Below are 24,579 nucleotides of genomic sequence, written 5' to 3' on the forward strand. Positions count from 1 at the left end.
GGTATATTCGGGCATAGAGGAGGGGCTCGGCGTCAGGTGAAATTTCCCATTTTGCTAGTTCCATGTTCGTGAGTCATGTCAATTGTGAAACCTTCTTCGTGTTCGGGCACGTCAGGAAGATACCGTGAATCACGTACTACCCCCTCTACCTTTATTATGCTGCCTGTTGATCAGGCGGTTTTTTTTTTGAAAAAATGCAGACTTGATTTAAGTCAATGACCGTCTCTAACCTTCCTCCTACAATAAAATGAAACAATGCAAAACAGGAGGGGTCTTATGGCGATCTCAATCAATCAGCCATCGATTCAGAGAAAATCTGCTCTGATTGCTGGTGTTTCACTTCTCATCATGGCGTTTGCTTCCTTTTTTTCTTTTGGTTTTGTTCATGGAAATCTTGTCGTAGAAGGAGATCCCAACGCAACCTTCCACAATATCTGGACATCCACTGTGCTTTTCCAAGCGGAAATTTTGGGATGGCTCATGATCCTGATCACGGACATACTCGTCGCCTGGGCTTTCTATCTCTTTTTGAAGCCAACGAATAAATACCTGTCCTTACTCGCTGCGTGGTTCCGTCTTATCTATACGGCTGTTTTGGGAATGGCCATACTGAACCTACTCGTTGTCTTACTTCTCGCGAAAAGTGCCGTTCCGAATTCCTACTTGCCAATCGAGCAGGTTCCAGGACAAATGATGCTTTACTTGGAGGCATTTCAATCCATTTGGTCGATTGGCTTACTTATTTTTGGTGGGCATCTGATGATGATCGGGTATATGGTATTTCAATCAGAAAGTATCCCGAAAGTCATTGGCCTGTTATTGTTGCTGGCTTCCATCGGCTATATTTTCATCAACGTAAGCAACTTGTTTGATTTGCAAAATATCGAGATCATTTCAATTCTGACCACCATCTTTCAAATACCCATGATCGCAGGAGAGCTGGGCTTTGGGATCTGGTTACTGTTCAAGGGCGGGAAAGCCCCCAGTTAAAGATGACGACTTGCTGCTATTTATCGACAGAGACCCTCTTTTTGATCCGACTTAACGACTCTGGCGTCATGCCAAGATAGCTCGCCAATTGATGCTGGGGCACCCGATCGATTAAGTGGGGACGTTTCTGCAAAACGGTTTTATACCGCTCTTCAGGTGTGGAAGCGATGAAGGAAGCGAACTCATCTTGTATCTCGCCAAGGTTTTCTTCTAACATCTTGCGTGACATGGTTTCCAATTGTGCGTATTTGTTGAACATGTCGCTTACGGTATCGAGATTGCCGACAACCAATGTACAGTCTTCGAGACAAGCTAAAAAATACGCAGATGACTGATCCAGCTTACGCTGCCCCAGATTCACAATGGTTTGTTCTTCCGTGTAGAATTGGGAGGTAACTTCTTTCCCCGTTTCATCTATCGAATACTGTCTGACACATCCCTTTAGTACAAAATAACATTTCGTGGGAACATCTCCTTGTCGAAGGAGTATGGTTCCTTTTTTATATTCCTCCGTAACGATTTCTTCAACGATTGCCTGTTGTTCTTTTTCAGAAAGGGTTGTAAATCTAGTTAGGTATTTCAATAGAATCTCTTTCATTTCATTTTCCTTTCCTGAAAGAAAAAGGCTCCCATGCTCGAAACGGGAACCATTTTTCTTTGTTAGTCTTTCGTCGCGGCTTACGACTTGCTCCCCCACTGCTCCCGATAAATCAACTGTTGCAGATCCTCGCGTTGTCTCCATTGGTGTAGCTCCAAGAGTGGACGTTCCGGATAGTGATCCGTGTAGCCGATCGACAGCAATGCGACTGGATCGATATGTGGCGGTATGTTCAGGATACGACGCACGTCGGCCTTCTTGTAAAAACTGACCCAGCCCATCGCCAAATCTTCTGCGTAGGCAGCGAGCCACATGTTTTGGATCGCACAGCTGACAGACATGATATCTGTTTCCGGGATGGAATTGCGTCCAAGTACATGGTCTCCGCCACGTGTAGGATCACAAGTGACACAGATGGTGACAGGCGCTTCCTTGATCCCTTGAATTTTCAACTCTAAAAAGGTCGACTCTCGTCCCGTACCTTCGTAGTGGATGGCTAGCGCCCGGCGTTCTTTATCCGCACATTCTGCGAGAGCTTGTTTGGTTGCGTCATCTTCTACCAGGACAAAATTCCAAGGCTGCATGAATCCGACAGAAGGAGCATGGTGGGCAGCAGCCAAGATCATGGCGAGCTTTTCTGGGTCGACAGGGTCTTGACGAAAGGTACGAATATCGCGACGATTGCTGATGGCTTTATACAAACCGTTTTTTTCTTCCGCGGTTAAGCGTTTCATGAGAAAAACCTCCCTATTTGCATTCAGGTCTCTTTATTTTACTTACAAAGTATGCTTCCTTCCAGACATCTGCTTGACATATTCATGTCCTACGCTAAAGGGGAGAGTAGTCCGAGCAGAGGGGAGAGAGTACGAGCATGCAAAACATCTTAATCGTGGAAGACGAGTTACCCATCTCTCGGGTATTGAAAGCGTACTTGGAAAAAAACAATTTTCAGGTCGAACAGGCATTTAACGGCGAGGAAGCAGAGCGGAAGTTTGATTCACTCAATCCTGCGCTCGTCTTGCTGGATGTGATGCTGCCTGGACGAAGCGGATGGAGTATTCTCGAATATATTCGGGAGAAAAGTTCGTGTCCCGTCATCATGCTGACCGCGTTGGGACAAATCGATAACAAGCTGGCGGGCTTGAACAAAGGCGCCGATGACTATATCACCAAGCCCTTTATTGCCGACGAAGTGGTCGCTCGCGTACATGCGGTATTACGTCGTCCGAAACAATTGATAGAAGGCGATCATGTGAAGCAGTTCGGTAGTCTGAAAGTCGACTTCAAGGCGTATTCTGTCATGCTGCACGGCATCGAACTGGCGTTTACGCCTAAGGACTTGTGCCTGTTTCTTTTTTTGGCACAGTACAAAAACCAGACATTCACCAGAGAACAGCTCATCGAGCAGGTGTGGGGGATGGATTACGAAGGAAGTGATCGCGCAGTAGACCTCGCGATCAAACGCATCCGGCGATCCTTGGAGAATTGGCCGACATCCGAAGGGGAAATCCGTACCTATCGTGGCTTGGGCTACAAGCTGTGTGTATATGAGTGAGAAAAAACGCACCTCTTTATTTCGGTATTGGACGACGCGATACCTGATCATCTTGTGTATCGGCCTTTTCGTGATCGGGATTGCCTCCAGTTATTGGATTTCTTATAGCGAAACTCAAAAACGCCTTGATTTTATGAGACTGATGGCGGCGGAAGTAGCGGATCGGGTCGTTGATGTGGAAGGCAAGGTAAAAATGGCTCCGTTCTTGTTTCGTATAGTGGACAGTCGCCAGGAGTCACTCGGAGTCAATTACAAGCCAATTATGATGATTTTAGATGAACACAAGCAACCAGTATTTGGCGTACCAGGTCCTTTTTCCGGGGAACTGAAGCGCATCGCGCCTGATTTGGTGGAAGCGGATGACAGTCTGTCACGGTTTGAGCTTGCGCGGGGCGAAGAAGTGCTTTTCGTGAAGGAAAGCATTAAGGTTGATGAGCGAGTGGTTGGCTGGGTCATGCTGTTCACCCCACAAAAACAGGTGATTCGAAGCATGACGGAATTCCAGTTGCTTGCGATCATGCTTCTGGGTCTCGGCTTGCTTGGCTGGCTCGTCATTTATTTGCTGACGAAAAAGCTGTCTCAGCCGATTAAGGATGTGGCGGACGCTGCCAAGCAAATCGTGCTGGGGAACTACGAGATTCAATTGGATAAAAACAAGCGTGAACAAGAAGTGTATGAGCTGATCCATTCCTTTGAAGAAATGGCAGAACGACTGAAGCAGCTGGAAATGATGCGTACCGAGCTATTGGCAGGGGTGACCCATGAACTCAAAACACCTGTTACGTCCATCAGTGGGTTGGTACAAGCCGTGAGGGAAGAGGTTGTGAGCGGTGAGGAAGCCAAGGAGTTTTTGGATATTTGTACGAATGAAACGGCACGTTTGCAAAAGATGGTAGAGGATTTGCTCGATTTTAACTCTTTTGCTGTCGGTGACATTCGCATTCGCAGGCAACCTCAAAACATACAAGAGCTGATCCGGGAAATTACGCACCAATGGGAAATTGTGCAGGAAGAAGAGAAGCTAAGCTTGCACAGCGAAAATGCCTCTGATCCGATTTGGATAGAGACCGACCCACTGCGTGTGCAGCAAATCATGTACAATCTCCTAAACAATGCGGCACAAGCGATGGAATCGGAGGGGCGGATTCTCGTGTCGCTATCTGCAACAGCAGATGAGATTCGCATTGACGTGAAGGACAATGGACGTGGGGTACCGCTAGAAGAACAGTCTTTGATTTTTGAGCGATTCTACCGAGGCGAGGACAAGAAGCACATCATCCGTGGGCTTGGGCTTGGTCTGTCTTTTAGCAGAATGATTGCCCAAGCGTTAGGCGGTAGGTTGATTCTGACAGAAAGTACCTCGTCGGGAAGCACATTCACCTTGATTTTGCGTAAATAACATACGTATGGACAAAAAGCGACCAGGTTAGCTCCGGTCGCTTTTTTATACATCATGGACACCCCAAAGACCGCGATACGTTATTTTACAAATTCCAAGACCTGATCAATGATGTGATTGGCCCCAAGCGGAGTAACTCCACGATTCCACAGTTGTTGTTCCACGATATAAACCTGATTTTTTTGAACAGCGGAGAGACCTTTCCATACCGCTGAGCTTTTCATTTCAGCCAATTTATTTTTTGCTTCTTTTTCTACATTCTCCATCAAAAAGATATGGTCTGGATTCAAGGCTGGCAGCTCTTCAAAAGAAATCGGCATCATCGGCTTGTTACCTTCCAGTTTCACCCCTTGTAGATCTAGTTCCTGATGAATGATTCTCCCGATACGTGTATCGTCGACCCCATATACTCGAAGCTCCTTTGGCATGACACGCATGACGACAAATACTTCATTGCCCGCGCGCTTATCCAATTCTATTTTGGCAGCCTCTACCTTGTCCAAATATTTCTTCAGTTCTTGTTGTGCCAGCTCCTCTTTTCCTACGATTTTACCGAACTCTAGAAGCATTTGACGCCAGTCTCCTTGCAGTTCACTACTTATGAATATCGTAGGGGCAATTTTGCGCAGTTGGTCGGCAACTTTTTCATGGGAAGGTCCAAAAGCGATAATCAGGTCGGGTTCAGACTCAAGCAGGCGCTCCATGTTCAACGACTCTGAGCTGCCAATGGGAATGACGCCTTCCATCTCTTTGGCGATATAGGGTAAAAACTGATCATTCACTAAGGAAGTAGTGGCTGCGTAAGGCTTTATTCCAAGCGTTAATAACGGATCAGAGAAATAGTCGAGCAGAACGGCAATTTTTTGTGGGCTGGCTGGGATCTCCACGTCCGAATAAGCATCTTTATAGGTTCGAGTGAGCAGAGACTGACTTTCTGTCTGTTCGTTGGCGCTTTGTTCCTTTGGCGAAGCAGTAGAGCCACATCCTGAAATATGTAAAATGACTGCTAAAAGGAGGAGGAGAAAAAATAGCCTCAACTGGAATGCACGATACATGGGAATAACCTCCTAATGAAAAATGTCGGAATCAATATTGATTATCATTATCAATTAGATTCGAGCTAATTATAGGCTGACTTTATTCGATCGTCAATATTTACTGAGAATCGTTCTCTTTTATTGTATCCAGTATGAATTCATCTGACTTTTCCCTGACGTATTCGTTCCGTATAGTGATCGCAACCAAAAAGACAAGTCTTCAATCAAGTAGACGGTAGGAGGACTACGAGTGACACAAATGGAGAAAAAGCGAACGTTGTTTTCGAAGGTAGGAAGCAACAAGAAAAGATGGATGGTTGGTATATTGGCTGTCGGAGCCGTGGTCATTTCAGGTGGAATATTCGGCTACCAGTCGTTTTTTCCCTCACAAACGGCGCAGGCCGCTTTTCAAGTGGAGACGGTAAAAAGGGGAGACATCTCAGAAGTCGTGCAGGCATCGGGCACTGTCCAGGCTTCCAAGCGCTCGGCTCTCTCGTTTTCTGATGCAGAAGAAGCCAAGGATGCGATCTCTACCATTCAGGTCGGCGTGGGTGATGCTGTGAAGGCAGGGCAAGTTCTGGCGACGATGGACGATTCCGTAGCGAGAATCCAGGTGACCAATGCGGAAGCCAATCTTTTATCGGCACAAGCCAAGCTAGAAGAGGCACAAAAGCGGAAGAGTCCTGCTGAAATCACTTCCTTGCAAGCCACCGTCAATCAGACCAAGAACGAGTGGGAGCTCGCAAAGCAAAACATTGACGGGAAAAAAGCGACGAATGACGTGGAGAAGGCAAAGGCAAATCTGGAGAGTGCCCAAAAGACATACACTTCCCAGAAAGCATTGTTTGCGGCAGGTGCGATTGCCAAGAGTGAATTCGACAGTGCCCAGTCCTCGTTGGACCAAGCTCAGCGCGATTATAACTCGGCAGTCTTGACAGCCGGACAGACGACAGGGCAGGCCAGTGTGAAGGTAGAGCAGGCATTGGCTGCGTATCAAACAGCGCAAGAAGCGTTGCAGGAAGCGAAGGAAGGACCCGATGCCGCTACAGTATTATCGGCCAAAGCAGCGGTGGAACAGGCAAAAGCGGGGCTGCAACAAGCACAAAAGGCATGGAGGGCAGTCACCTTGAAAGCACCGATGGACGGAGTGATCGTCCAAGTGAATGGTAATGTAGGCGAAATACCCGGCAACGATTTCATTATCATGGATAATTCGAATAGCGGAGACTTAGAGGTATTGGCCCAGATTAGCCAGAGTGACATCGGAAAAGTGCAGGAAGGCTTGCCTGTGACGATTACGACAAGTTCTTATGCGGACGAGACGTTCCGTGGAAAAGTTAAGCTGATCTATCCAGAAGCGAAAACCGACGCTGGAGTCACTACTTACGATGTGCTTTTGTCTGTGGCAAATCAGGATAACAAATTGAAGATCGGGATGACGATGAACGTCGCGATCGAAAGAGGTACCCATAAAAATGTGCTTGTGGTACCTGCGCAAGCGCTGCAAACGCAAAATGGCAAAGATGGCGTATATGTGCTAAGAGATGCTGCTGCACAACAAGCCGGTGAAGGAGCGGAAGGGAATCAGGCTGAGGCGAAGCAAGTGAATAACCGCAGTGGAGGCAGAGCAAATATGCCGTATCGATTTGTTCCGATCAAAATGGGGTACTTCACTGCCGATCAGGTAGAAGTGACGGAGGGGCTTACCGAAGGAGAGCGTGTCGTTATCCTCGTGAATACACAGACCTCATCTGGAACGATTCAAAATGGAAATCGAATGGGCGGCGGTGGTATGCCGGGATTCGGCGGAATGGGCGTCCAGATAAGGGGACGGTAGGCAGATGAAACCGGTCATTCAAATAGAAGCGCTCAAAAAACAGTACGTCATCGGAGATCAGGAGATTTATGCGCTCAGAGGTGTCAGCTTGTCGATTGAGGAAGGGGATTTCGTGGCCATCATGGGGCCCTCCGGTTCAGGCAAGTCTTCCATGATGAATGTGATTGGCTGTCTGGATAAGCCCACCTCGGGAGAATTTTTTTTAGACGGCTATCCTGTATCACAAGCACATGACGATGAATTGGCGGTCATCCGCAATGAAAAAATCGGCTTTGTTTTTCAAAATTTTAATCTGTTGCCACGTACAACCGCAGTTGAAAATGTAGAGCTGCCTCTATTATATGGAGGCACGCCTGCACGGGAACGAAGAGAAAAAGCCATCCGAGCATTAACGAGTGTCGGGCTGGCAGAGCGATTGAACAACAAGCCCAATGAGCTGTCAGGTGGACAGCAGCAACGCGTGTCGATCGCGCGAGCTCTCGTCAATGATCCCGTCATCCTGCTGGCAGATGAGCCGACAGGGGCGCTGGACACAAAGACGAGTGAAGAGATCATGGGTATTTTTCAAAAGCTGAACGATGCAGGCAAAACGGTTATTTTGGTGACACATGAACCTGATATTGCGGAGTATGCCAAGAGGATCGTCCGATTTCGTGATGGGCAAATCATAGCGGATGAAGTGGTGGAGGATCGCAGGAGGGTGTCGATGGAGGGTAGAGCAGATGAGCTTTATTGAATGTGTACGCATTTCATTTCGCAGCATCAGGGCAAATGGCTTGCGCTCCGTTCTCACGATGCTGGGAATCATCATAGGTGTGGCTGCTGTTATCGCGATGGTGGCGATCGGAGAAGGGACTTCCACGTCTGTTACATCACAGATCAATGGTTTAGGGAGCAACCTGCTGATTGTCTCACCTGGTCAGGCGACACAAGGCAGGGTAAGCCTTGGGGCTGGCTCTCTGAATACGTTGACGATGGCAGATGCAGAAACCCTGATGCAAAAAGAGTCCATATCGGGTGTGGCTCCCAGTGTCAATGCGCGGGGCCAGATTGTCTGGGGAAGCAATAACTATTCCAGTACGCTCGAGGGGACGTCAGCCGATTTCCCTCAGGTGAGGAATGTAGAAATAGGACAAGGGCGTTTCTTTAGCAACTTTGAAGTGAAGATGCAATACAACGTGGCTGTCGTGGGGACAGAGGTGGTCAGCAACCTGTTTAAAGGAGCGAATCCGGTGGGGCAAACCGTTCAGATCAACCGGATTCCCTTTACGATCATCGGCGTATTGCAGAGCCAGGGAAGTACAGGCATGACAAACAACGACGATCGGATCATCATTCCGATTACCACTGCGATGAACAGGTTGACCGGAGATAAAAATGTAGGCTCGATCTACGTCTCGGCAGCATCGTCGGACTTGATGGAGAAGGCACAACAAGATATTCAGCAAGCCCTTCGTGCCAATCACAAGCTACGGCCTCAAGCTGCCGATGATTTCCGCATTACGTCTCAATCAGACATTTTAAGCACAGCACAGTCAGTCTCCAGCTCGATGACCGCGCTCTTATCTGGCATTGCTGCTATCTCGCTGATTGTTGGCGGGATCGGCGTGATGAACATTATGCTTGTATCAGTCACGGAGCGGACACGGGAGATCGGGATTCGCAAGGCGATTGGAGCCAAGCGGGGAGATATTCTCCGCCAGTTTTTGATCGAAGCGGTTACGCTTAGCCTGATTGGCGGGGTGATTGGTATTGCCTTAGGGGTAGGGGCTGCGTTATTGGTTAGCAAGATCGGTCAGATGGCGACCTCCATTAGTCTGTCGCCGATCATGTATGCATTTTTGACCTCTACATTGGTTGGTGTCATTTTTGGTGTGTATCCGGCGAGAAAAGCAGCACAGCTCAAACCAATTGACGCACTGCGGTATGAGTGAGTGTGTAATTTTACCAATCCGGGCATACTAGCCGTGAGAGGTGTTGGTGCTGATGGAAAAAAGCGTTCAATTTTCCGTACCATGGCGAGAAGCGACACGCATTGTGAAAAGGATCAAAACAAGCAAATTGCGTTATTTTGTCAGACAACAAGAGGGCAAGACCAGTGTTGCGTTCGTCTTTCCTCGAGTTAGCGTCAGCCAATATGTCTATTTGTATATCATTTTTGGACCTAGAGCTGCTGATGTGCTCAACAACGATAGCAAATAGAATGATCCCTGATGGCCCGAGCAGGCGTCAGGGATTTGCAATAATTCACAGGAAAACAAAACCTGACACTTTTCGATAGGACTGTTTCATAGTACAATTCCAATATGAACGAACTTGGGGAAGTTCGGGATGGCGGCACCCAATCTGTGCAGAAGGGCCGCCTCTTTTTTTGCTATTGTACAAATGTTCGATTTCGACAGCATTTTTACTCATAGGATATATTAGGTACAACTACCTGAATATACAGCTAGAACGAGTGAGTAGTTGGATATAAAATGAGCGTATTCACGTGAATACAACGTACTACTCTCTCCCAAGATTTGATCTTGGGGCTTTTTTTTTGTTCAAAATGCATGAAAAAAAGCCGTTTCTCATAACGGCTCTGTTATCGATAGAGTAGGTTGAAAGCTTCCTTTCAGCAAGGCGTCAATCAATTGCTCTTGTGTGAGAGAAATCGTGATGCCCATCCCAGGTAGATCGACAGAAAAAACATTCTCTCGGTACAAATACCAAAGATCGCCTGTCGGCTCAATGGAATAGACGTGTATATTTTTCTGTGAATGCTGGCCTGCTTTCTGGATTTCCCGCAACGCTGTAAATAGTTCTCCCCATACAGGCAGATAAGGCTTCGTTTGGTACTGTACAATCGCTTGAATCAGTTGGTTTTTCACGAGAGAAATAGCATCCATGGTTGAGTGGTTCAACGAAAGCATGACCGTTATACTCCTTTTGCATGGCTTGGCGCATTAGTCTTGTGTGATGGCGATTTTTGTCGAAGTTATGAATAAGTGTAAAATAGTTATCAGTTCGATGCAAGAGAAGAGAAGGTAGAGATGAGCATTTGGATATTTGACGGTTGCTGCTGATTTGGATAGCATAGGAAAAGCGGTTTTGACAAATGGCAATAGCGAGAAGCGGGAGATGAGATTGTGGCAAAAAAACACCGGTTAATCATCGAGTTTTGCGGTGGATTTGGACAAGGGCTGGCCTTGCTGTATGCTTTGCGGTCGCCTGATGTTCAAGTGGCAGGAATCATTTGCAGAGACACGCAGTCAAGCTTGGCTAGCAAGCTGATTGATTTTGCGCAGCCAGGCTATGAAATTCCAATCGTTACAGGTGCCAAGCAACCGCTTTTCTCGGGAACGATAGAGACAACCACCTCGGAAGGTGTACGGCTCCTTGCAGAAAACACGCAGGATGAGGAAAGTGACTTGACGCTCGTGACGTTTGACCGTTTGACGACGCTAGCTTTGGCTGTCACGCGTGATCCATTGTTGGCGCGTAAATTTACGCGAATTGTGGTGCAGGGTGGAGCCATACGCGTACCAGGAGACGTTACGGCCATTGCTGAAACAAACATGCATGGTGATCCAGAAGCAGCTGCGTTCGTTTTGGCAGCCCGCTTGCCGCTGGTGCTTGTTCCATTAGATACAACCAGCTCGTTTCGTTTGACGGAAGAGCAAGTACATATGCTAAGAAGTCTCGCACAAGCAGTTGGCCTGATCGATAGACCGACGATGTCAGACATGCCATTCGCCGCTTCTGCTCGTGCGCTCCATGCATGGGTAGCGATGCTCGCGGCTCTCTCGCCAGAAAAGATGCGGATGGAGCAGATGAAGCTCTCAGTCGAATGCAAAAGCGAATGGTCACGCGGTGCCATTCTAGCCGATCTACGGGCGAAACCGAGTGTAGGAACCGATACAGCCGTATGTGTTGAAGTTGAGAGAGAAGAGGCAGAGCGCTTTTTGCAAACCGTTTTGGATCAGGGAGGGGTATAGGCGCATGGAAAAAATCATTTTGGATGTCGATACCGGGATTGATGATGCGCTGGCGATTGCTTATGCCGTTCACTCGCCTGCTCTTGAAGTGTGTGGGATTACCACGACTTTTGGCAATATTACGGTGGAGGAAGCAACACGCAATACCTTACAGATGCTAGAGCTGCTGGGTGCCTCTGCGATTCCAGTCTATCAGGGGGCATCGAAGCCGATTGTTCGCGATCTCACAGGAAAAGCAAGGCTGTTCCACGGTGAAAACGGGCTAGGCAATGTCGTCCTTCCTGAGCCATCGACAACGGCTCAGCCACAGTGTGCCACACAATTTCTCATCTCTGCGATAAAGGAACATCCTCACGAATTGACACTCGTGACCGTCGGGAGCATGACCAATCTGGCGCAGGCGATTATGGCTGCTCCAGAAATCGTATCCCTTGTCAAAAGAGTGGTCGTGATGGGAGGAGCTGTAACAGTGCCTGGGAATCGCACACCTGTAGCAGAGGCGAATATTTGCGCCGATCCGGAAGCGGCAGCGTATGTCTTCCAGTCTGGTATTCCAGTGACGCTGGTAGGCCTGGATGTGACGATGCAAACGCTGCTCACCCGCGAACACTTGCAGGAATGGAGAGCGAAGGATACACGCTTGAGCCATGTTTTCGCGGATATGTGCGAGGTGTACATGAATGCCTACGCCACAGTGGGTAATTTGCGCGGCTGCGGTCTGCATGATCCGTTAGCGGTAGGTGTTGTCATTGATCCGACGTTTGTGAAGGCAGTCCCGATGCATGTTGCGGTAGATACGTCCGGGGGAGCCAGTGATGCCCGTACGATTGGAGACAGACGGGAGCATCCAGCGCAGCAGCCGAATGTGGACGTGTGCCTAGAGGTTGACCATGAGCGCTTTGTCAGCCATTTTTTACAGAATGTATTAGGAAATTAGGAGGTAGTTATTGTGTTAAAAGAGTTTAAAGAGTTTGCGTTAAAAGGAAATGTGATGGATCTCGCTGTCGGTGTCGTGATCGGTGGGGCTTTTGGTAAGATTGTTACCTCCCTCGTTAATGACATCATTACCCCATTGATTGGGATGCTTTTGGGCAAGGTCGATTTCTCCGGTCTCTTCATCAATTTGAGCGGAGTTCCTTATAAGACGATCGCTGAAGCAAAATTAGCTAAAGCTGCAACGCTGAACTACGGGTTGTTCATCAATTCCGTCCTTGATTTTGTCATTATCGCTTTTTCTATTTTTATCGTCATCAAACAGCTTAACCGCTTCAAGCGCAAGCAAGAAGTGGAGAAAGCACCTGAGACAACGAAAGAGTGCCCGCATTGCATCTCAGCTATTCCGATCAAGGCTACACGTTGCCCGAACTGCACCTCCATGCTCGAGACAAAAGGAACATTGGCACACGAATAAGACAAATACACGAATCAAACGAACAGAGGAGGGCGATTATGCCTTCCTCTGTTTTCGTTTCACGCGGTTTTTATACTGAGAGTGAAGTCTTTTAATCGTATGGTAATAGGTCTTGTCTTTGAGCTTGGCAAACAACCCGTGGGATGGAAAGTCGTAATTGACCTCAATAATGGAGAGGCTTCCGGCTTTATCAATGGCAAAATCAACGCCGATTTGCGCACTGTGCCGATATTTATTAAAGTGGGCACATACACGGTGACTGATTTGGATCAAATCAGAGACGACACTTTTCAATTTGGCCGGCTCGACTGCTCCAGATTTTTTCAAGGCATGCGGGACTGTGACGGCATATCCGCCACCACGAGCGACATTGGTAATAATACTGTCGGAACCGGCTACCTTGGCTAGCATGCCGGCATACTGCCATTTGCCTAATCCATTGCGCATCATCATGACGCGAATATCAAAGGGGCGGCCATCGATTTCAGCTAAATCCAGCCCTTTTTGGATGACATAATTTTTTTCTGTGCACAGGCTGGTGAGCTGTTGCTTCAAGTCTGCCAAGGTCATAGCGTGCATCGGCTCTCCACGTTCCTTGACGAACTGGTAGCCCCCGTCGCCCGTTTTCCAGACACGAATAATGCCTTTTCCCATATGGGTTCGCGTCGGTTTGATATAGACGGTAGAATACTTCGCTACATACGAGTCCAAATGTGCAGGCTGATACAAGGAAGTAGGCGGGAGGTAAGGGCGAATGTGCGGACTTTTTGAAAAGAACTGATGAAGTTTCCACTTGGAAGAAGAGATCACACCATGCACCTCACTTTCGAAAAATCCATTCGTCCTAACATATGCAACTATATTCACGACCGTTTTTGCTGGCTCTCGATGAGACTGGCGTTTTTCAAAAAATGCCGAGGAGTGAGAAGGATTTAGAAAGTTGTGGGGGAATATATGTTCTAATCATTGGACAAGGATGGCGAAAATCATGCGGCAATATCGCCCAGTGCAACCTCCGACTCTGGAACGAGCGAACGTCCAAAATGAGTACCGTTACCGAGAATACATGCCCAGCAAAAGCCTGGCGAACTATATCGCCTGCTACTGGACCTCAGAGTACAACGGGGAGGGTATCGCACGTATGAGCCGAGTCATTCCAGATGGATGCGTCGATATCATTTTCAATCTCGGAGCTACTTCTGTAAAGAAGGGGGCATTTCTAACGGGACTGATGCGGACGTACGAAGACATGCTAGTAACCGAACCACAAGCCTTGATCGGCATTCGGTTTTACGTTGAGGGAGCAGCTCGCTTTTTGCGCTACCCCGTCGCTATAATCAACGGACATCATCCCCATTTGCAAGACATCTGGGGCAAAGAGGCGGATGAGGTGATAGAGGGCTTACTCGAAGCTTCCGACACGGCGGAGCGGATCGCTTGGTTGGAGCAGGAGCTAATCAAACGAATATGGATGGATGATCCAGCAGACCAGTTGCTATTGACAAGCATGAACTATTTATATGAATACAGAGGAAGTCTTTCCATGGCTGCGCTCGCCGAGAAAGTGAATTACAGCGAGAGAACCTTGCGTAGGACGTTTCAACAACAGTTGGGTATGAGCCCGAAGGAACTGGGCCGAATCATTCAATTTCAAGGGCTACTACAAATGCTGGCTAAAGGAACACGCACTTCGTTTACAGATGCAGCTCTCCAGTGTGGCTATTACGATCAGTCGCACTTGATCAAGAGCTTTCACACTTTTTACGGTGTAGCTCCCAGTAAAATTGTCTCGCCAGATCGTACGAATCGATAGTCTTGAAAAGTTGTCCGTTTTTTACAATCTTCTTTTTGGGAGACTCGTTACCCTATAGAAAGGATGGTGAATTCATGTGAATGAACAAACATTAGATACATACTGCCGGAAGCAGCCCGGTGCCACTCATGACTATCAGATGGATTGGGAATGCGATCGCTACCATGTCGGAGGCAAAATATTTGCCATGATCGGAGGCGATTCCAAAGGTGTTCGTATCCTCACCTTGAAATGCGATCCGATGCGTGCGGAGGAATTGCGCGAGACCTACGAAGGGATCGTACCCGGCTATCACATGAATAAATCCCATTGGAATTCTGTCTACTTGGACGCTGCCATTCCCGAAGGCTTGTGGGAAAGGATGATCGAGCATGCGTACGAAACGGTGCTCCAAAAACTGCCTAAGCGCGTCCAGCAAGAAATCAAGAGCGAATAGGAGTGAATGATATGGGAATCAAGCTTGATATGCTAGGGATTGTTGTACAGGACATGAAAAAAGCGCTGGATTTCTATCGGGTTCTCGGTTTCGATATTCCGGAGGGAGCAAATGAAGAGCCACATGTGGAAGTAGCGCAGGAGGGTGTTCGTCTGGCCTTTGATACAATAGTAGTTGCCAAGGGTGTGTATGGAGGATGGGAAGCACCTGTTGGGCATCGAATTGAGCTGGCTTTTTTGTGTGAGGATGCTGCGGCACTTGATGCGTTGTATACAAAAATCGTTTCACATGGCTACGAGAGTCATCGTGAGCCGTGGGATGCGTTCTGGGGCCAGCGGTATGCCATTGTGAAAGACCCGGATGGGAACCTGATTAGTTTGTTTGCGTAATACGAACCTTACATAAGAAGACAAGCCGAGCCTATGTGAAAAAGGTTCGGCTTGTTTGCGTTTTGGACCGAATCATTGGCTGATATATAAAACTTTTTAATAGGAAAACATACCCATAACTTCACTGGTTTTCCTCACTATAACGGGTTAGTGCTGTGACAGCTTGAACGGGGAGAGGCTTGACCATGGTTATTATTTTAAGAAATAAAATTTACTAATAATCGATTGACTTGTGTAATTTTGCTACATATAATGAAAGCGATAACAGGAACGAATTTTTCAACGATTCTCGATTTTTAAATGGGGGCTTTTGACATGGATCAACCTGCAAAATTGCTCGATTATCGTGCGAAAAATGAGCATGTACTCATCGGCCTCATGTCGGGAACTTCGCTGGATGGCATTGATGCCGCACTCGTAGCGATCCGCACAGATGAACAGGGCGAGATCGAAAAGGTGACTCTCCGCGATTTTTTTTATATGCCTTACTCCGATGAATTGCGTGAGTGGGTCATGAATCTGTGCAGTGTCGAAACAGCGAGAGTGGATCAGTTGACTGCGGTTCATTACGGCTTATCTGAATGGTATGCCTATGCGGTACAGCAATTGATGCAGAAAGCTGGTGTTACGACAGCCGAAGTAGATGCAGTCTGTATGCACGGACAAACCATTTGGCATATTGCCGGGCGCACGCCATTTCCCGGACCACAAGGAATGACAGAGGTCAGGGCGTCCTTGCAAATCGGCGAGCTGTCCACACTGGCAGAACGTACGGGTATTCCGGTAGTGGGGAACTTCCGCGCTCGAGATTTGGCAGCTGATGGAGAAGGAGCACCGCTTGTACCGTATGCGGACTATATTTTGTTCCGCCATCCGCAAAAAGGCAGACTGCTGCAAAACATCGGTGGAATCGCCAATGTCACATTACTTCCTGCAAGCGCAGCGATTGAACAGGTCGTCGCTTTTGACACAGGCCCTGGCAATATGATCATGGATCAAATCGTCCAGCTCATGACCAATGGACAGATGAGATATGACGAGGGTGGCAAGCTGGCCGCAGGTGGCACCGTCTCTTCGGTGCTACTGGAAAAATGGCTACAGGACCCGTATTACCAGATCAAGCCACCGAAGAGTACAGGCCGCGAAGTATACGGCAAAGCTTTTGCCCAAGAGCTGTTCCAAGATGCGGATCAACTCGGAATTAGTCAGACGGATCTGTTAGCAACCGTGACAGCATTGACTGCCACGACAATTGCGAACGCCTATGTGCAATTCGTATTACCCACAACCAAAGTGGAGGAAGTGATCGTCTCAGGGGGAGGCGCTCATAACCAGACGCTTCTCGCCATGCTGCAGCGTCAATTGCCGACAGGAATGACCGTGATGACGGCGCAGCAATTTGGGATGCCTGACGATGCGAAGGAAGCCGTCGCTTTTGCCATTTTGGGTCATGAGACACTAATGGGACGACCATCCAATGTGCCATCTGTAACAGGGGCGAAGAGGGCCGTACCGTTAGGAAATATATGCTTCTAACATGAGATCAACAGAGGGGGTACCATCGTGAAAAAAAGAGTATTGGCAGGGTTTTTCCTATCATTGTCTCTCGTGCTTTCCGCTTGTTCTGGTGGAGGAACAGCACCCGCAGAGCAAGGCAAGTCAGCGGAAGGTCAAGCAAAAACAGAACTGATCGTGGCAGCCGAGCAAGAGCCAGTGGGCTATGACCCGCACAAGGTTCCAGCGGCATCCAGTGTGCGTGTCTATGCGCTCATTTACGATAGCCTGACCAAGCTGGACGAGAACATGAACATCATACCGAACCTGGCAGAGAAGTGGGAGATTGCGTCAGACGGGAAAACCGTCACCATGTTCCTGCAAAAAGGCGTCAAATTCCACAATGGCAAAGACATGACGGCAGAGGATGTAAAATTCAGCTTTGAACGAATCATGAATCCAGACACAGGTTCGATCGCGAAATCATATTTTTCCAGCGTAGAAGCAATTGAAGTGAAAGATCCAACGACAGTTGTCTTCAAGCTGAAAAATGCGGATGCCTCATTCGTTGCAAATACGGCAAGCGCCTATGCTTCCATCGTGCCAACAGGCTCCACTGACCTGACCAAGGAAGCAATCGGTACCGGTCCCTTCAAAATGGAAAAAAGTGAGTCGGGACAATATGTCCTGCTGAAGAAAAATGCGGATTACTTCAATAAAGAACTGCCAAAGGTAGAGTCCATCAAGTTCCAAATCATGAAGGACGAGGCTGAGCGTCTCGCTGCGATTCGCTCTGGTAAAGTCGACATCAGCATGGTGTCTGCTGATTCTGCGAAGCTCTTGGAAGGCAAGCCAGGTGTACAGATCAAGAACTACCAATCTTTGGAGTACAGTTACCTGGGCATTAACGTAAACAAAAAGCCTTTTGACAATCCAAAAGTGCGCGAAGCGATCAGCTATGCCGTTGACCGTAACCAAATTATCCAGACTGTCTGGAAAGGGGAAGCGACTCTGACTGGTCCGATCGCTCCTGCTTTGACCAACTCGGCTTTGGACCCAGCTACTTATCCGACCTACAAAACAGATGTAGAAAAAGCGAAGCAAATGCTGGCGGAAGCGGGCTATCCAAACGGTTTCGAGACTCAAATCGAAACAGCAGCAACTTACCCAGATATGGTGGAAACGGCACAAGTGATTCAACAACAGCTCAAAGCAATCGGCATCAATGCGAAGATCAACCAGCTTGAGTGGGGGAACTACATCGAAACGTGGAAATCCAAGGACATGAACTTGATGGTAGGCCGCAACACTTCTGGTGTAGATGCTGACCGTTCCATGCGCTTCTTCTTCTCGACAACTGGTTCTGCTAACGTGTGGAACTACTCCAATCCTGCCTACGATGAACTGGTGCAAAAAGCTCTGACGACAGTAGATCAAGGAGAGCGCAAAAAGCTGTATGACGAAGCACAAACCATGCTGGTAGCAGATGCACCAAACCTGTTCCTGGCATCTCCGAAAAACTACTACGCGGTACGTGACAACATTGATTTCACGCCGTCGGCAGCGGGCGAAGTATACTCGCTGATCAAAACTTCGATCAAGTAATGTAGCATACGTGTGAGGAAGGCTCCGCCAGAGGTTAGGCGGAGCCAAGTTTCTAAATATGGAGGGAAACTCGTGGGATCTTACCTAATCAAACGTGTCGCCAGCCTGATTCCCATCCTGTTTGGCATATCCGTCTTGATCTTCACGATCCTGCATCTGGTGCCGGGCGATCCAGCTTCCATCATGCTAGGAACGAATGCCACACCGGAAGCAATTGCGGCGTTGAATAAAAGCATGGGGCTGGATCAGCCGTTGATTAACCAGTATCTGCATTGGATCACAGGAATCCTGCAAGGGAATTTTGGTGTGTCGGTCCACACAGGAGAAGAGATTTTGCCCCAAATTCTCAAGCGTTTTGCCATCACCATGCAACTGACTGTATTTGGCGTTCTGATTGGGTGGGTGCTCGCGATTCCGTTCGGGATTCTTTCGGCGATTCGCGCTCATTCCAAAACAGACATCGTGGTTCGTGTGTTTACGCTGCTAGGTATTTCTGTTCCGAACTTTGCCATCGGGACCCTGCTATTGCTCGGTTTTTCCCTTTATTTCAACTGGTTCCCGCCCATTGATGTGGTGAACTTCTGGGAAGATCCGATCGAGGCGTTCAAGGTATTCATACTGCCTGCGACAACGATGGGGATTGTAGTGGCTGCTGGTGTGATGCGGATGACTCGTTCAGCGTTTTTGGAAACCATGGACAAAGATTTTATTCGGACAGCACGGGCCAAAGGTAACAGTAAGTGGACAATCGTCATAGGTCATGCGTTCCGCAACTCTTCGATTCCGATTGTCACGATCGCAGGTATGCAGATCGGTTACCTGTTGGGCGGGTCTGTGATCGTCGAGCAGCTATTCTCGATTCCTGGTTTGGGCCAGTACATTCTGGAGGGAATTTATCAGCGGGATTATCCGGTTGTACAGGGAGGCGTTTTGTTCGTCGCTCTGGTGTTTGTCCTGGTCAATCTGCTCATCGACCTGATCTATACCTGGATTGATCCGCGTATCAAGTATTGACAAGGGGAATGCGACATGAGCACATTTCGAAAGCGTTTTTTGGCGAATAAGACAGCCGTCTTCTGCTCCATTTTGCTGGCGTTGCTCTGTTTGACGGCAGTGCTGGCTCCAGTGTTGGCTCCGCATGACCCGACACAAATGTTTCAGGATCATCGGATGGAAGGCAGCTCAGGTGAGTTTTTGCTAGGTACGGACCAGTTTGGTCGTGATCTTTTGAGCCGCATCATCTACGGTGCGCGCGTATCGCTGGTGGTCGGGCTTTCTGCCGTTCTTGTCAGCGCCGTTTTCGGTACGCTGTTTGGCTTGATCGCTGGCTACTTCGGGCGCTGGATTGACGGTTTTATCATGCGCTGTATGGACGTTCTGTTTGCTTTTCCGGAAATTTTGTTGGCGCTGGCGATTGTAGCAGTATTAGGGCCGGGAACCTTTAACACGATCATGGCCATCGGAATCGTGAACATTCCGATCTTCACCCGGACGGTGAGGGGAGCAGTTCTCTCTATCAAAAATCTGGAGTACGTAGAAAGCGCTCGTGCCATCGGTGCGAGTACACCGCGTATCTTGTTTCAAGAAATTTTTCCGAATGTAACGGCACCGCTGCTGGTTCAATCCTCTCTGGCGATTTCAGGCGCGATCTTGACCGAATCGGCCCTCAGCTTTTTGGGCTTGGGGATTCAGCCACCAGACCCGTCATGGGGCGGGATGATTTCAGAGGCGCGTCGTTACATGGAGTTGGCTCCGGGCATGATTATCTGGCCATGTGTGGCCATGACGGTGACGATTCTTGCTTGTAACATGTTTGGAGATGCTGTCCGTGATATTCTCGACCCGCGTCATCGTGGGAAATAGGAACGATAGGCAGAGGTGAGAACGAATGAACGTGCAACAGATCAGAGAACGAATGGAGTCCAGTCTGACGCAAGGGATTCATCAGGGCATTTTTCCGGGAGGCGCTGTCAGTATGCTGCGAAAAGGCGCGCCCGCTTTGACAGTCTGCATGGGAAAAACAAGCTATGGACACGATGGAAGGCCGGTTCATAGTCAAACGATATACGATATGGCCTCTTTGACCAAGGTGATGGTGACCTTGCCGCTCATTCTCATTAGTGTGCAGGAAGGCAAGCTCTCGTTGACTGACTCTGTGACGACCTACCTGCCAGAATTGGCGAGCGCCCACGATCAGGAACGCAAAGGGCAGATCAAAATCATTCACCTGCTCACACATACATCGGGACTTCCTGCATGGCGTCCGTACTTTTTGCTGGGGAAAAATCGGGAGGACTATTTGCGGCTCATCGCAAACGAGTCGATGCTGGACGCCCCGGGACGAAGCGTTGTGTACAGTGATCCGGGATTCATGCTGTTGGGCTTTTTACTGGAGCGCATCTGGGACGAGGAACTGGACGCGCTGGCGATGCGACTGATTTTTCAACCGAGCCAAATGTTTCATACGAGCTACTTGCCGCTGGAACAAACACGTATGCAAGGAATGGACATAGCTGCTACGGAGAAGGGCAATGCCTTTGAACAAGAGATGGCAGTGACTTTTTTGTCGGAACTGGCAGAAGCCAGACATCCTTTGGCGCTGGAATGGCAGCAAGCTTTGACCGGATACGGTTGGCGAGAAGGAGTGATTAGTGGCACGGTTCACGATTGCAACGCGCACGATGGCTTGGAAGGTGTCAGTGGGCACGCCGGACTTTTTTCTACCTTGGCTGATACAGAGCGATACATGCACATTTGGATGAGTGGGAAGGCTTCCGTGCAGCTTGATCCGACGCTGTGTGCCTTGGCTACTCGCTCACTCACAGACCATTCGATTCATCGCAGAGGATTGGGGTGGATCATTTCCCCGACAGGCGGCTCCTTAGAACAGCTTGCCGCAGGTTGTAGTGGGGGAGACCTTGTTTCGGAATGCGCTTTTGGGCATACCGGCTTTACAGGAACGTCTATCTGGTCGGACCCGGCGAGAGACGTGACGCTGATTACATTGACAAACCGCGTGCATCCTGTCGCGAACCCGTTGATCGGGGCGTGGCGGACCGCTCACCATAACCGATTATTTTCTGTAATCAAACCTGACCACACATCCTGATGAAAAGGGGGAGTACTCATGGCAGCAATGCTTACGATTGATGATTTGCGAACTTCTTTTATCCAAGCAGGCAAAAAGCTGACCGTGATCGAGGGTGTCAGTCTCTCTGTAGAGCCTGGTGAAACTGTCGGTGTGGTCGGTGAATCCGGATGTGGAAAAAGCGTGACCAGCATGTCCATCATGCAGCTCTTGGGACGGAATGTGGAGATGACCGGGAGCATCCGTTTTCAAGACAAGGAGCTGCTCTCACTTACGGATAAACAAATGCAGACGATTCGCGGCAATCAGATCGCGATGATTTTTCAGGAGCCGATGACTTCGCTCAACCCATTGCATTCGATCGGTAAACAGATTAGCGAGCCCTTGCGTCGGCATCTCGGACTATCGAAACAGGAAGCCAAGCGACGAACGATCGAGCTTTTGAAAGAAGTCGGGATTCCGCGTGCCGATGAAATCATTTCCGACTATCCGCACCAATTGTCAGGCGGGATGCGTCAACGTGTGATGATTGCGATGGCGATGTCTTGTGCGCCCAAGCTCTTGATTGCCGACGAACCGACAACGGCTTTGGACGTGACGATTCAGGCGCAAATATTGGAACTCATGAAAAAAGTCCGGCAAGAGCAAGGCACTTCCATCCTGCTTATCACACATGATCTAGGAGTCGTGGCGGAGATGTGTCATCGTGTCATCGTCATGTATGCAGGTCAAATCGTAGAGGAAGCCGACGTCAAGCAGCTGTTTGACGAGCCGAAGCATCCGTATACGAGAGGACTTTTGAAATCGATGCCTTCTGTCAGTGTTAACCAAGAGCGTTTGGATGCGATTCCGGGCTCGGTGCCCCTTTTGAGCGAAATGCCTGCGGGATGTCGTTTTGCACCGCGCTGCTCACAGGTCATGGATATTTGCCGCGAGAAAAATCCAGAACTGACGCCTGTCGCAGACAACCAAAAGTGCCGCTGCTGGCTGTATCGCGAGGAGGACGTGCAATGAGGCAACCACTGCTAGAAGTCAAATCATTGACCAAACATTTCACGAGCAAGCAAGGATTCTTCAGCAAGGAAAAAGTCGTCCGTGCCGTCGATGGGGTCAACTTGACGGTTTACCCGGGCGAAACCGTCAGCATCGTTGGCGAATCAGGCTGTGGGAAATCCACAACAGGACGCTGCATCCTGCGCCTGATTGAGCCAACTGACGGAGAAGTGTTTTTTGAAGGACAGGATATCCGCAAGCTCAATGAAACAGAGCTGCGCCGGGCAAGACGAAACATGCAGCTCGTGTTTCAGGATCCGTTTGCCTCGCTGAACCCGCGAAAAACAATCGGACAGCTTTTGGAGGACCCACTCATCATCCACGGAATCGGCAATTCAGTAGAACGCAAAAAGCAAGTAGAGGAGATGATCCAGATCGTCGGTCTCTCCAAGCAGCAGCTGGATCGTTTTCCGCATGAGTTTTCCGGTGGTCAGCGCCAGCGGATCGGCATAGCAAGGGCACTGATATTGCGCCCCAAGCTGATTGTGGCTGATGAGCCTGTATCTGCTTTGGACGTGTCAATTCAGGCGCAAATTTTGAATCTGATGCAAGATTTGCAAAAGGAGTTCAATCTGACGTATTTGTTCATCTCGCATGATTTGAGTGTCGTCCGCCATATATCGGACCGGGTAGCGGTGATGTATCTCGGAAAAGTGGTGGAGGTAGCGGATAAACAATCGTTGTATGAGAAACCAACACATCCATATACACAAGCACTGTTATCAGCGGTGCCTGTACCGAATCCCCATTTGACGACCCAGCGGATCATTTTGGAGGGAGACCTGCCTAGTCCAGCGAATCCGCCGTCTGGCTGCACATTCCATCCGCGTTGCCGCCACTGTATGGACATTTGCAAAACGGTTGCTCCTGTGGCTAGCGAGGTATCGAGAGGGCATTTTGTCACTTGCCATCTGGAGCAGTCATGAAGTGAGCATGGGGCAGTAAGATTGAAAAGGAGGTTCGATAGAGCATGAATCTGGAGAACTTGCAAGCATTGACGACTGAAGAAAAAAACGAGAGCAGCAGTGATTTGGATCAATTGAGTGCCCGAGGCATCGTGCAAATGATGAACGATGAGGACAAGAAGGTTCCTTATGCGGTAGAGCGCGTTCTCGATCAAGTATCCGATGCGGTAGAGGTCATCTCACACGCATTGGAAAAGGGCGGGAGACTGTTTTACTTTGGTGCTGGAACGAGTGGACGTTTAGGGATCTTGGATGCGTCCGAGTGCCCGCCGACCTTTGGTACACAGCCTGAGCTCGTTCAGGGTGTGATTGCAGGTGGACCATCTGCAATGGTACGCGCGGTAGAAGGCGCAGAGGATTCTTTTGAATTAGGTCAAGAAGATGTGCATAAATACGGCGTGACCAAAAATGATGTGGTCGTAGGAATCGCAGCCAGTGGACGGACTCCGTATGTTCTCGGTGTTTTGGCAGAGGCACAGAAGATCGAAGCCAAGACGGTTGCTGTCTCTTGCAACAAGCCTTCGTACATCAATGAAGGCGTAGATGTCGCGATTAATGTGGTCGTAGGACCGGAAGTATTGACCGGATCGACGAGACTCAAGGCAGGAACAGCCCAAAAGCTGGTGCTAAACATGCTGACGACAGCGACGATGATTCGTTTGGGCAAAGTGTACGGAAATCTGATGGTCAGCGTGCAAGCAACCAACCTCAAGCTGAAGGAACGAGTAAAGCGGATCATCATGGAAGTGACCGGAGCGAGTTACGAGGAAGCAGAGCAACTGGCTGATCAGGCAGATGGTGATGCGAAGACAGCTATTATCATGAAGCTGACGGGATCGAGCAGGGAAGAGGCCACTCGTTTGTTGAATGTTACCAATGGAAGAATCAGGGAAGCCATTCAGCAGTTGGACTAAGTTTTTGGGAAAGGA

Annotated in this window: 26 protein-coding genes; 21 read left to right on the forward strand and 5 right to left on the reverse strand. The window is 48.9% G+C overall.

The features are described from left to right. The first annotated feature begins 276 nt into the window (after positions 1-276). Positions 277-990: a DUF4386 domain-containing protein gene (locus HPY27_RS18565; protein WP_017250890.1), complete on the forward strand. Its 714-nt coding sequence runs from the start codon at positions 277-279 to the stop codon at positions 988-990. A 16-nt stretch (positions 991-1,006) separates the two neighbouring features. Here the strand turns inward: HPY27_RS18565 and HPY27_RS18570 are convergent, their stop codons facing one another. Together HPY27_RS18570 and bluB are read right to left on the reverse strand one after the other, a co-directional pair. Then, on the reverse strand, positions 1,007-1,588 hold the full coding sequence (locus HPY27_RS18570) for a Crp/Fnr family transcriptional regulator (RefSeq protein ID WP_174225762.1): 582 nt from the start codon (positions 1,586-1,588) through the stop codon (positions 1,007-1,009). Positions 1,589-1,668: 80 nt separating this feature from the next. Further along, positions 1,669-2,322: a 5,6-dimethylbenzimidazole synthase gene (bluB, locus tag HPY27_RS18575; protein ID WP_174225672.1), complete on the reverse strand. Its 654-nt coding sequence runs from the start codon at positions 2,320-2,322 to the stop codon at positions 1,669-1,671. A 137-nt stretch (positions 2,323-2,459) separates the two neighbouring features. Here bluB and HPY27_RS18580 point away from each other — a divergent pair, with 137 nt between their 5' ends. Continuing rightward, on the forward strand, positions 2,460-3,143 hold the full coding sequence (locus HPY27_RS18580; RefSeq protein ID WP_017250893.1) for a response regulator transcription factor: 684 nt from the start codon (positions 2,460-2,462) through the stop codon (positions 3,141-3,143). Beyond that, positions 3,109-4,542 (forward strand): HAMP domain-containing sensor histidine kinase, encoded by a 1,434-nt coding sequence (locus HPY27_RS18585; protein WP_174225673.1) that lies wholly within the window; start codon positions 3,109-3,111, stop codon positions 4,540-4,542. The genes HPY27_RS18580 and HPY27_RS18585 overlap by 35 nt, the downstream gene beginning before the upstream one ends. Positions 4,543-4,622: 80 nt before the next feature. On the opposite strand, the gene HPY27_RS18590 is transcribed toward HPY27_RS18585, so the two are convergent. After that, the gene (locus HPY27_RS18590) at positions 4,623-5,597 is read right to left on the reverse strand and encodes an ABC transporter substrate-binding protein (RefSeq protein ID WP_174225674.1); all 975 of its coding nucleotides are present in this window, start codon (positions 5,595-5,597) and stop codon (positions 4,623-4,625) included. A 232-nt stretch (positions 5,598-5,829) separates the two neighbouring features. Here HPY27_RS18590 and HPY27_RS18595 point away from each other — a divergent pair, with 232 nt between their 5' ends. Genes HPY27_RS18595 through HPY27_RS18610 form a run of 4 tightly spaced genes read left to right on the forward strand, consistent with a single transcriptional unit; the run spans position 5,830 to position 9,618 of the window. Beyond that, positions 5,830-7,416 (forward strand): efflux RND transporter periplasmic adaptor subunit, encoded by a 1,587-nt coding sequence (locus tag HPY27_RS18595; RefSeq protein WP_173624169.1) that lies wholly within the window; start codon positions 5,830-5,832, stop codon positions 7,414-7,416. A gap of 4 nt (positions 7,417-7,420) precedes the next feature. Continuing rightward, positions 7,421-8,152 carry an ABC transporter ATP-binding protein gene (locus HPY27_RS18600; RefSeq protein WP_017250897.1) on the forward strand — a complete coding sequence of 244 codons (732 nt, stop codon included), beginning with the start codon at positions 7,421-7,423 and terminating at the stop codon, positions 8,150-8,152. Next, entirely contained in the window at positions 8,139-9,350 is a 1,212-nt protein-coding gene (locus tag HPY27_RS18605) for an ABC transporter permease (RefSeq protein ID WP_174225675.1), read from the forward strand. The genes HPY27_RS18600 and HPY27_RS18605 overlap by 14 nt, the downstream gene beginning before the upstream one ends. Before the next feature lie 52 nt (positions 9,351-9,402). Next, entirely contained in the window at positions 9,403-9,618 is a 216-nt protein-coding gene (locus HPY27_RS18610) for a hypothetical protein (RefSeq protein ID WP_017250899.1), read from the forward strand. Positions 9,619-9,989: 371 nt separating this feature from the next. Here HPY27_RS18610 and HPY27_RS18615 read toward each other — a convergent pair whose 3' ends face one another. Continuing rightward, positions 9,990-10,331, reverse strand: coding sequence for a hypothetical protein (locus HPY27_RS18615; protein WP_174225676.1), 342 nt, complete (start codon positions 10,329-10,331; stop codon positions 9,990-9,992). A gap of 216 nt (positions 10,332-10,547) precedes the next feature. Between HPY27_RS18615 and HPY27_RS18620 the strand changes: the two genes are divergently transcribed. From HPY27_RS18620 to mscL, 3 genes are read left to right on the forward strand one after another with little or no spacing between them, the layout of a single operon-like run. Next, positions 10,548-11,396, forward strand: coding sequence for a nucleoside hydrolase (locus tag HPY27_RS18620; RefSeq protein WP_173624167.1), 849 nt, complete (start codon positions 10,548-10,550; stop codon positions 11,394-11,396). 4 nt (positions 11,397-11,400) lie between these two features. Continuing rightward, positions 11,401-12,333, forward strand: a complete 933-nt coding sequence (locus HPY27_RS18625) for a nucleoside hydrolase (protein ID WP_174225677.1) — start codon at positions 11,401-11,403, stop codon at positions 12,331-12,333. 12 nt (positions 12,334-12,345) lie between these two features. Next, positions 12,346-12,807 (forward strand): large-conductance mechanosensitive channel protein MscL, encoded by a 462-nt coding sequence (gene mscL / locus HPY27_RS18630; RefSeq protein ID WP_017250903.1) that lies wholly within the window; start codon positions 12,346-12,348, stop codon positions 12,805-12,807. A gap of 36 nt (positions 12,808-12,843) precedes the next feature. On the opposite strand, the gene HPY27_RS18635 is transcribed toward mscL, so the two are convergent. Further along, complete coding sequence (locus tag HPY27_RS18635; protein ID WP_017250904.1) at positions 12,844-13,617, reverse strand: YheC/YheD family protein; 774 nt, start codon at positions 13,615-13,617, stop codon at positions 12,844-12,846. 166 nt (positions 13,618-13,783) lie between these two features. Between HPY27_RS18635 and HPY27_RS18640 the strand changes: the two genes are divergently transcribed. The 11 genes from HPY27_RS18640 (at position 13,784) to murQ (ending at position 24,564) form a co-directional block, all read left to right on the forward strand. Next, positions 13,784-14,620, forward strand: coding sequence for an AraC family transcriptional regulator (locus HPY27_RS18640; RefSeq protein WP_174225678.1), 837 nt, complete (start codon positions 13,784-13,786; stop codon positions 14,618-14,620). A gap of 76 nt (positions 14,621-14,696) precedes the next feature. Further along, on the forward strand, positions 14,697-15,056 hold the full coding sequence (locus tag HPY27_RS18645; protein ID WP_069845780.1) for an MmcQ/YjbR family DNA-binding protein: 360 nt from the start codon (positions 14,697-14,699) through the stop codon (positions 15,054-15,056). Positions 15,057-15,067: 11 nt separating this feature from the next. Further along, positions 15,068-15,445 carry a VOC family protein gene (locus HPY27_RS18650; RefSeq protein ID WP_174225679.1) on the forward strand — a complete coding sequence of 126 codons (378 nt, stop codon included), beginning with the start codon at positions 15,068-15,070 and terminating at the stop codon, positions 15,443-15,445. Between the two features lie 315 nt (positions 15,446-15,760). Beyond that, the gene (locus HPY27_RS18655) at positions 15,761-16,981 is read left to right on the forward strand and encodes an anhydro-N-acetylmuramic acid kinase (protein ID WP_017250908.1); all 1,221 of its coding nucleotides are present in this window, start codon (positions 15,761-15,763) and stop codon (positions 16,979-16,981) included. Between the two features lie 27 nt (positions 16,982-17,008). Further along, positions 17,009-18,544: an ABC transporter substrate-binding protein gene (locus HPY27_RS18660; protein ID WP_017250909.1), complete on the forward strand. Its 1,536-nt coding sequence runs from the start codon at positions 17,009-17,011 to the stop codon at positions 18,542-18,544. Between the two features lie 72 nt (positions 18,545-18,616). Continuing rightward, on the forward strand, positions 18,617-19,558 hold the full coding sequence (locus tag HPY27_RS18665) for an ABC transporter permease (protein WP_017250910.1): 942 nt from the start codon (positions 18,617-18,619) through the stop codon (positions 19,556-19,558). 15 nt (positions 19,559-19,573) lie between these two features. Beyond that, complete coding sequence (locus HPY27_RS18670; RefSeq protein ID WP_017250911.1) at positions 19,574-20,407, forward strand: ABC transporter permease; 834 nt, start codon at positions 19,574-19,576, stop codon at positions 20,405-20,407. A 25-nt stretch (positions 20,408-20,432) separates the two neighbouring features. Then, the gene (locus HPY27_RS18675; protein WP_017250912.1) at positions 20,433-21,653 is read left to right on the forward strand and encodes a serine hydrolase domain-containing protein; all 1,221 of its coding nucleotides are present in this window, start codon (positions 20,433-20,435) and stop codon (positions 21,651-21,653) included. Between the two features lie 18 nt (positions 21,654-21,671). Next, entirely contained in the window at positions 21,672-22,646 is a 975-nt protein-coding gene (locus tag HPY27_RS18680) for an ABC transporter ATP-binding protein (protein ID WP_026043275.1), read from the forward strand. Continuing rightward, on the forward strand, positions 22,643-23,611 hold the full coding sequence (locus HPY27_RS18685; RefSeq protein ID WP_173624163.1) for an ABC transporter ATP-binding protein: 969 nt from the start codon (positions 22,643-22,645) through the stop codon (positions 23,609-23,611). Before HPY27_RS18680 ends, HPY27_RS18685 begins: the two co-directional genes overlap by 4 nt. A gap of 44 nt (positions 23,612-23,655) precedes the next feature. Further along, a complete protein-coding gene (murQ, locus tag HPY27_RS18690; RefSeq protein WP_017250913.1) occupies positions 23,656-24,564 on the forward strand; it encodes an N-acetylmuramic acid 6-phosphate etherase in 909 nt (302 codons plus the stop codon). Positions 24,565-24,579 lie beyond the last annotated feature (15 nt).

The organism is Brevibacillus sp. HB1.1, from assembly GCF_013332445.1.
GTDB lineage: Bacteria > Bacillota > Bacilli > Brevibacillales > Brevibacillaceae > Brevibacillus > Brevibacillus porteri.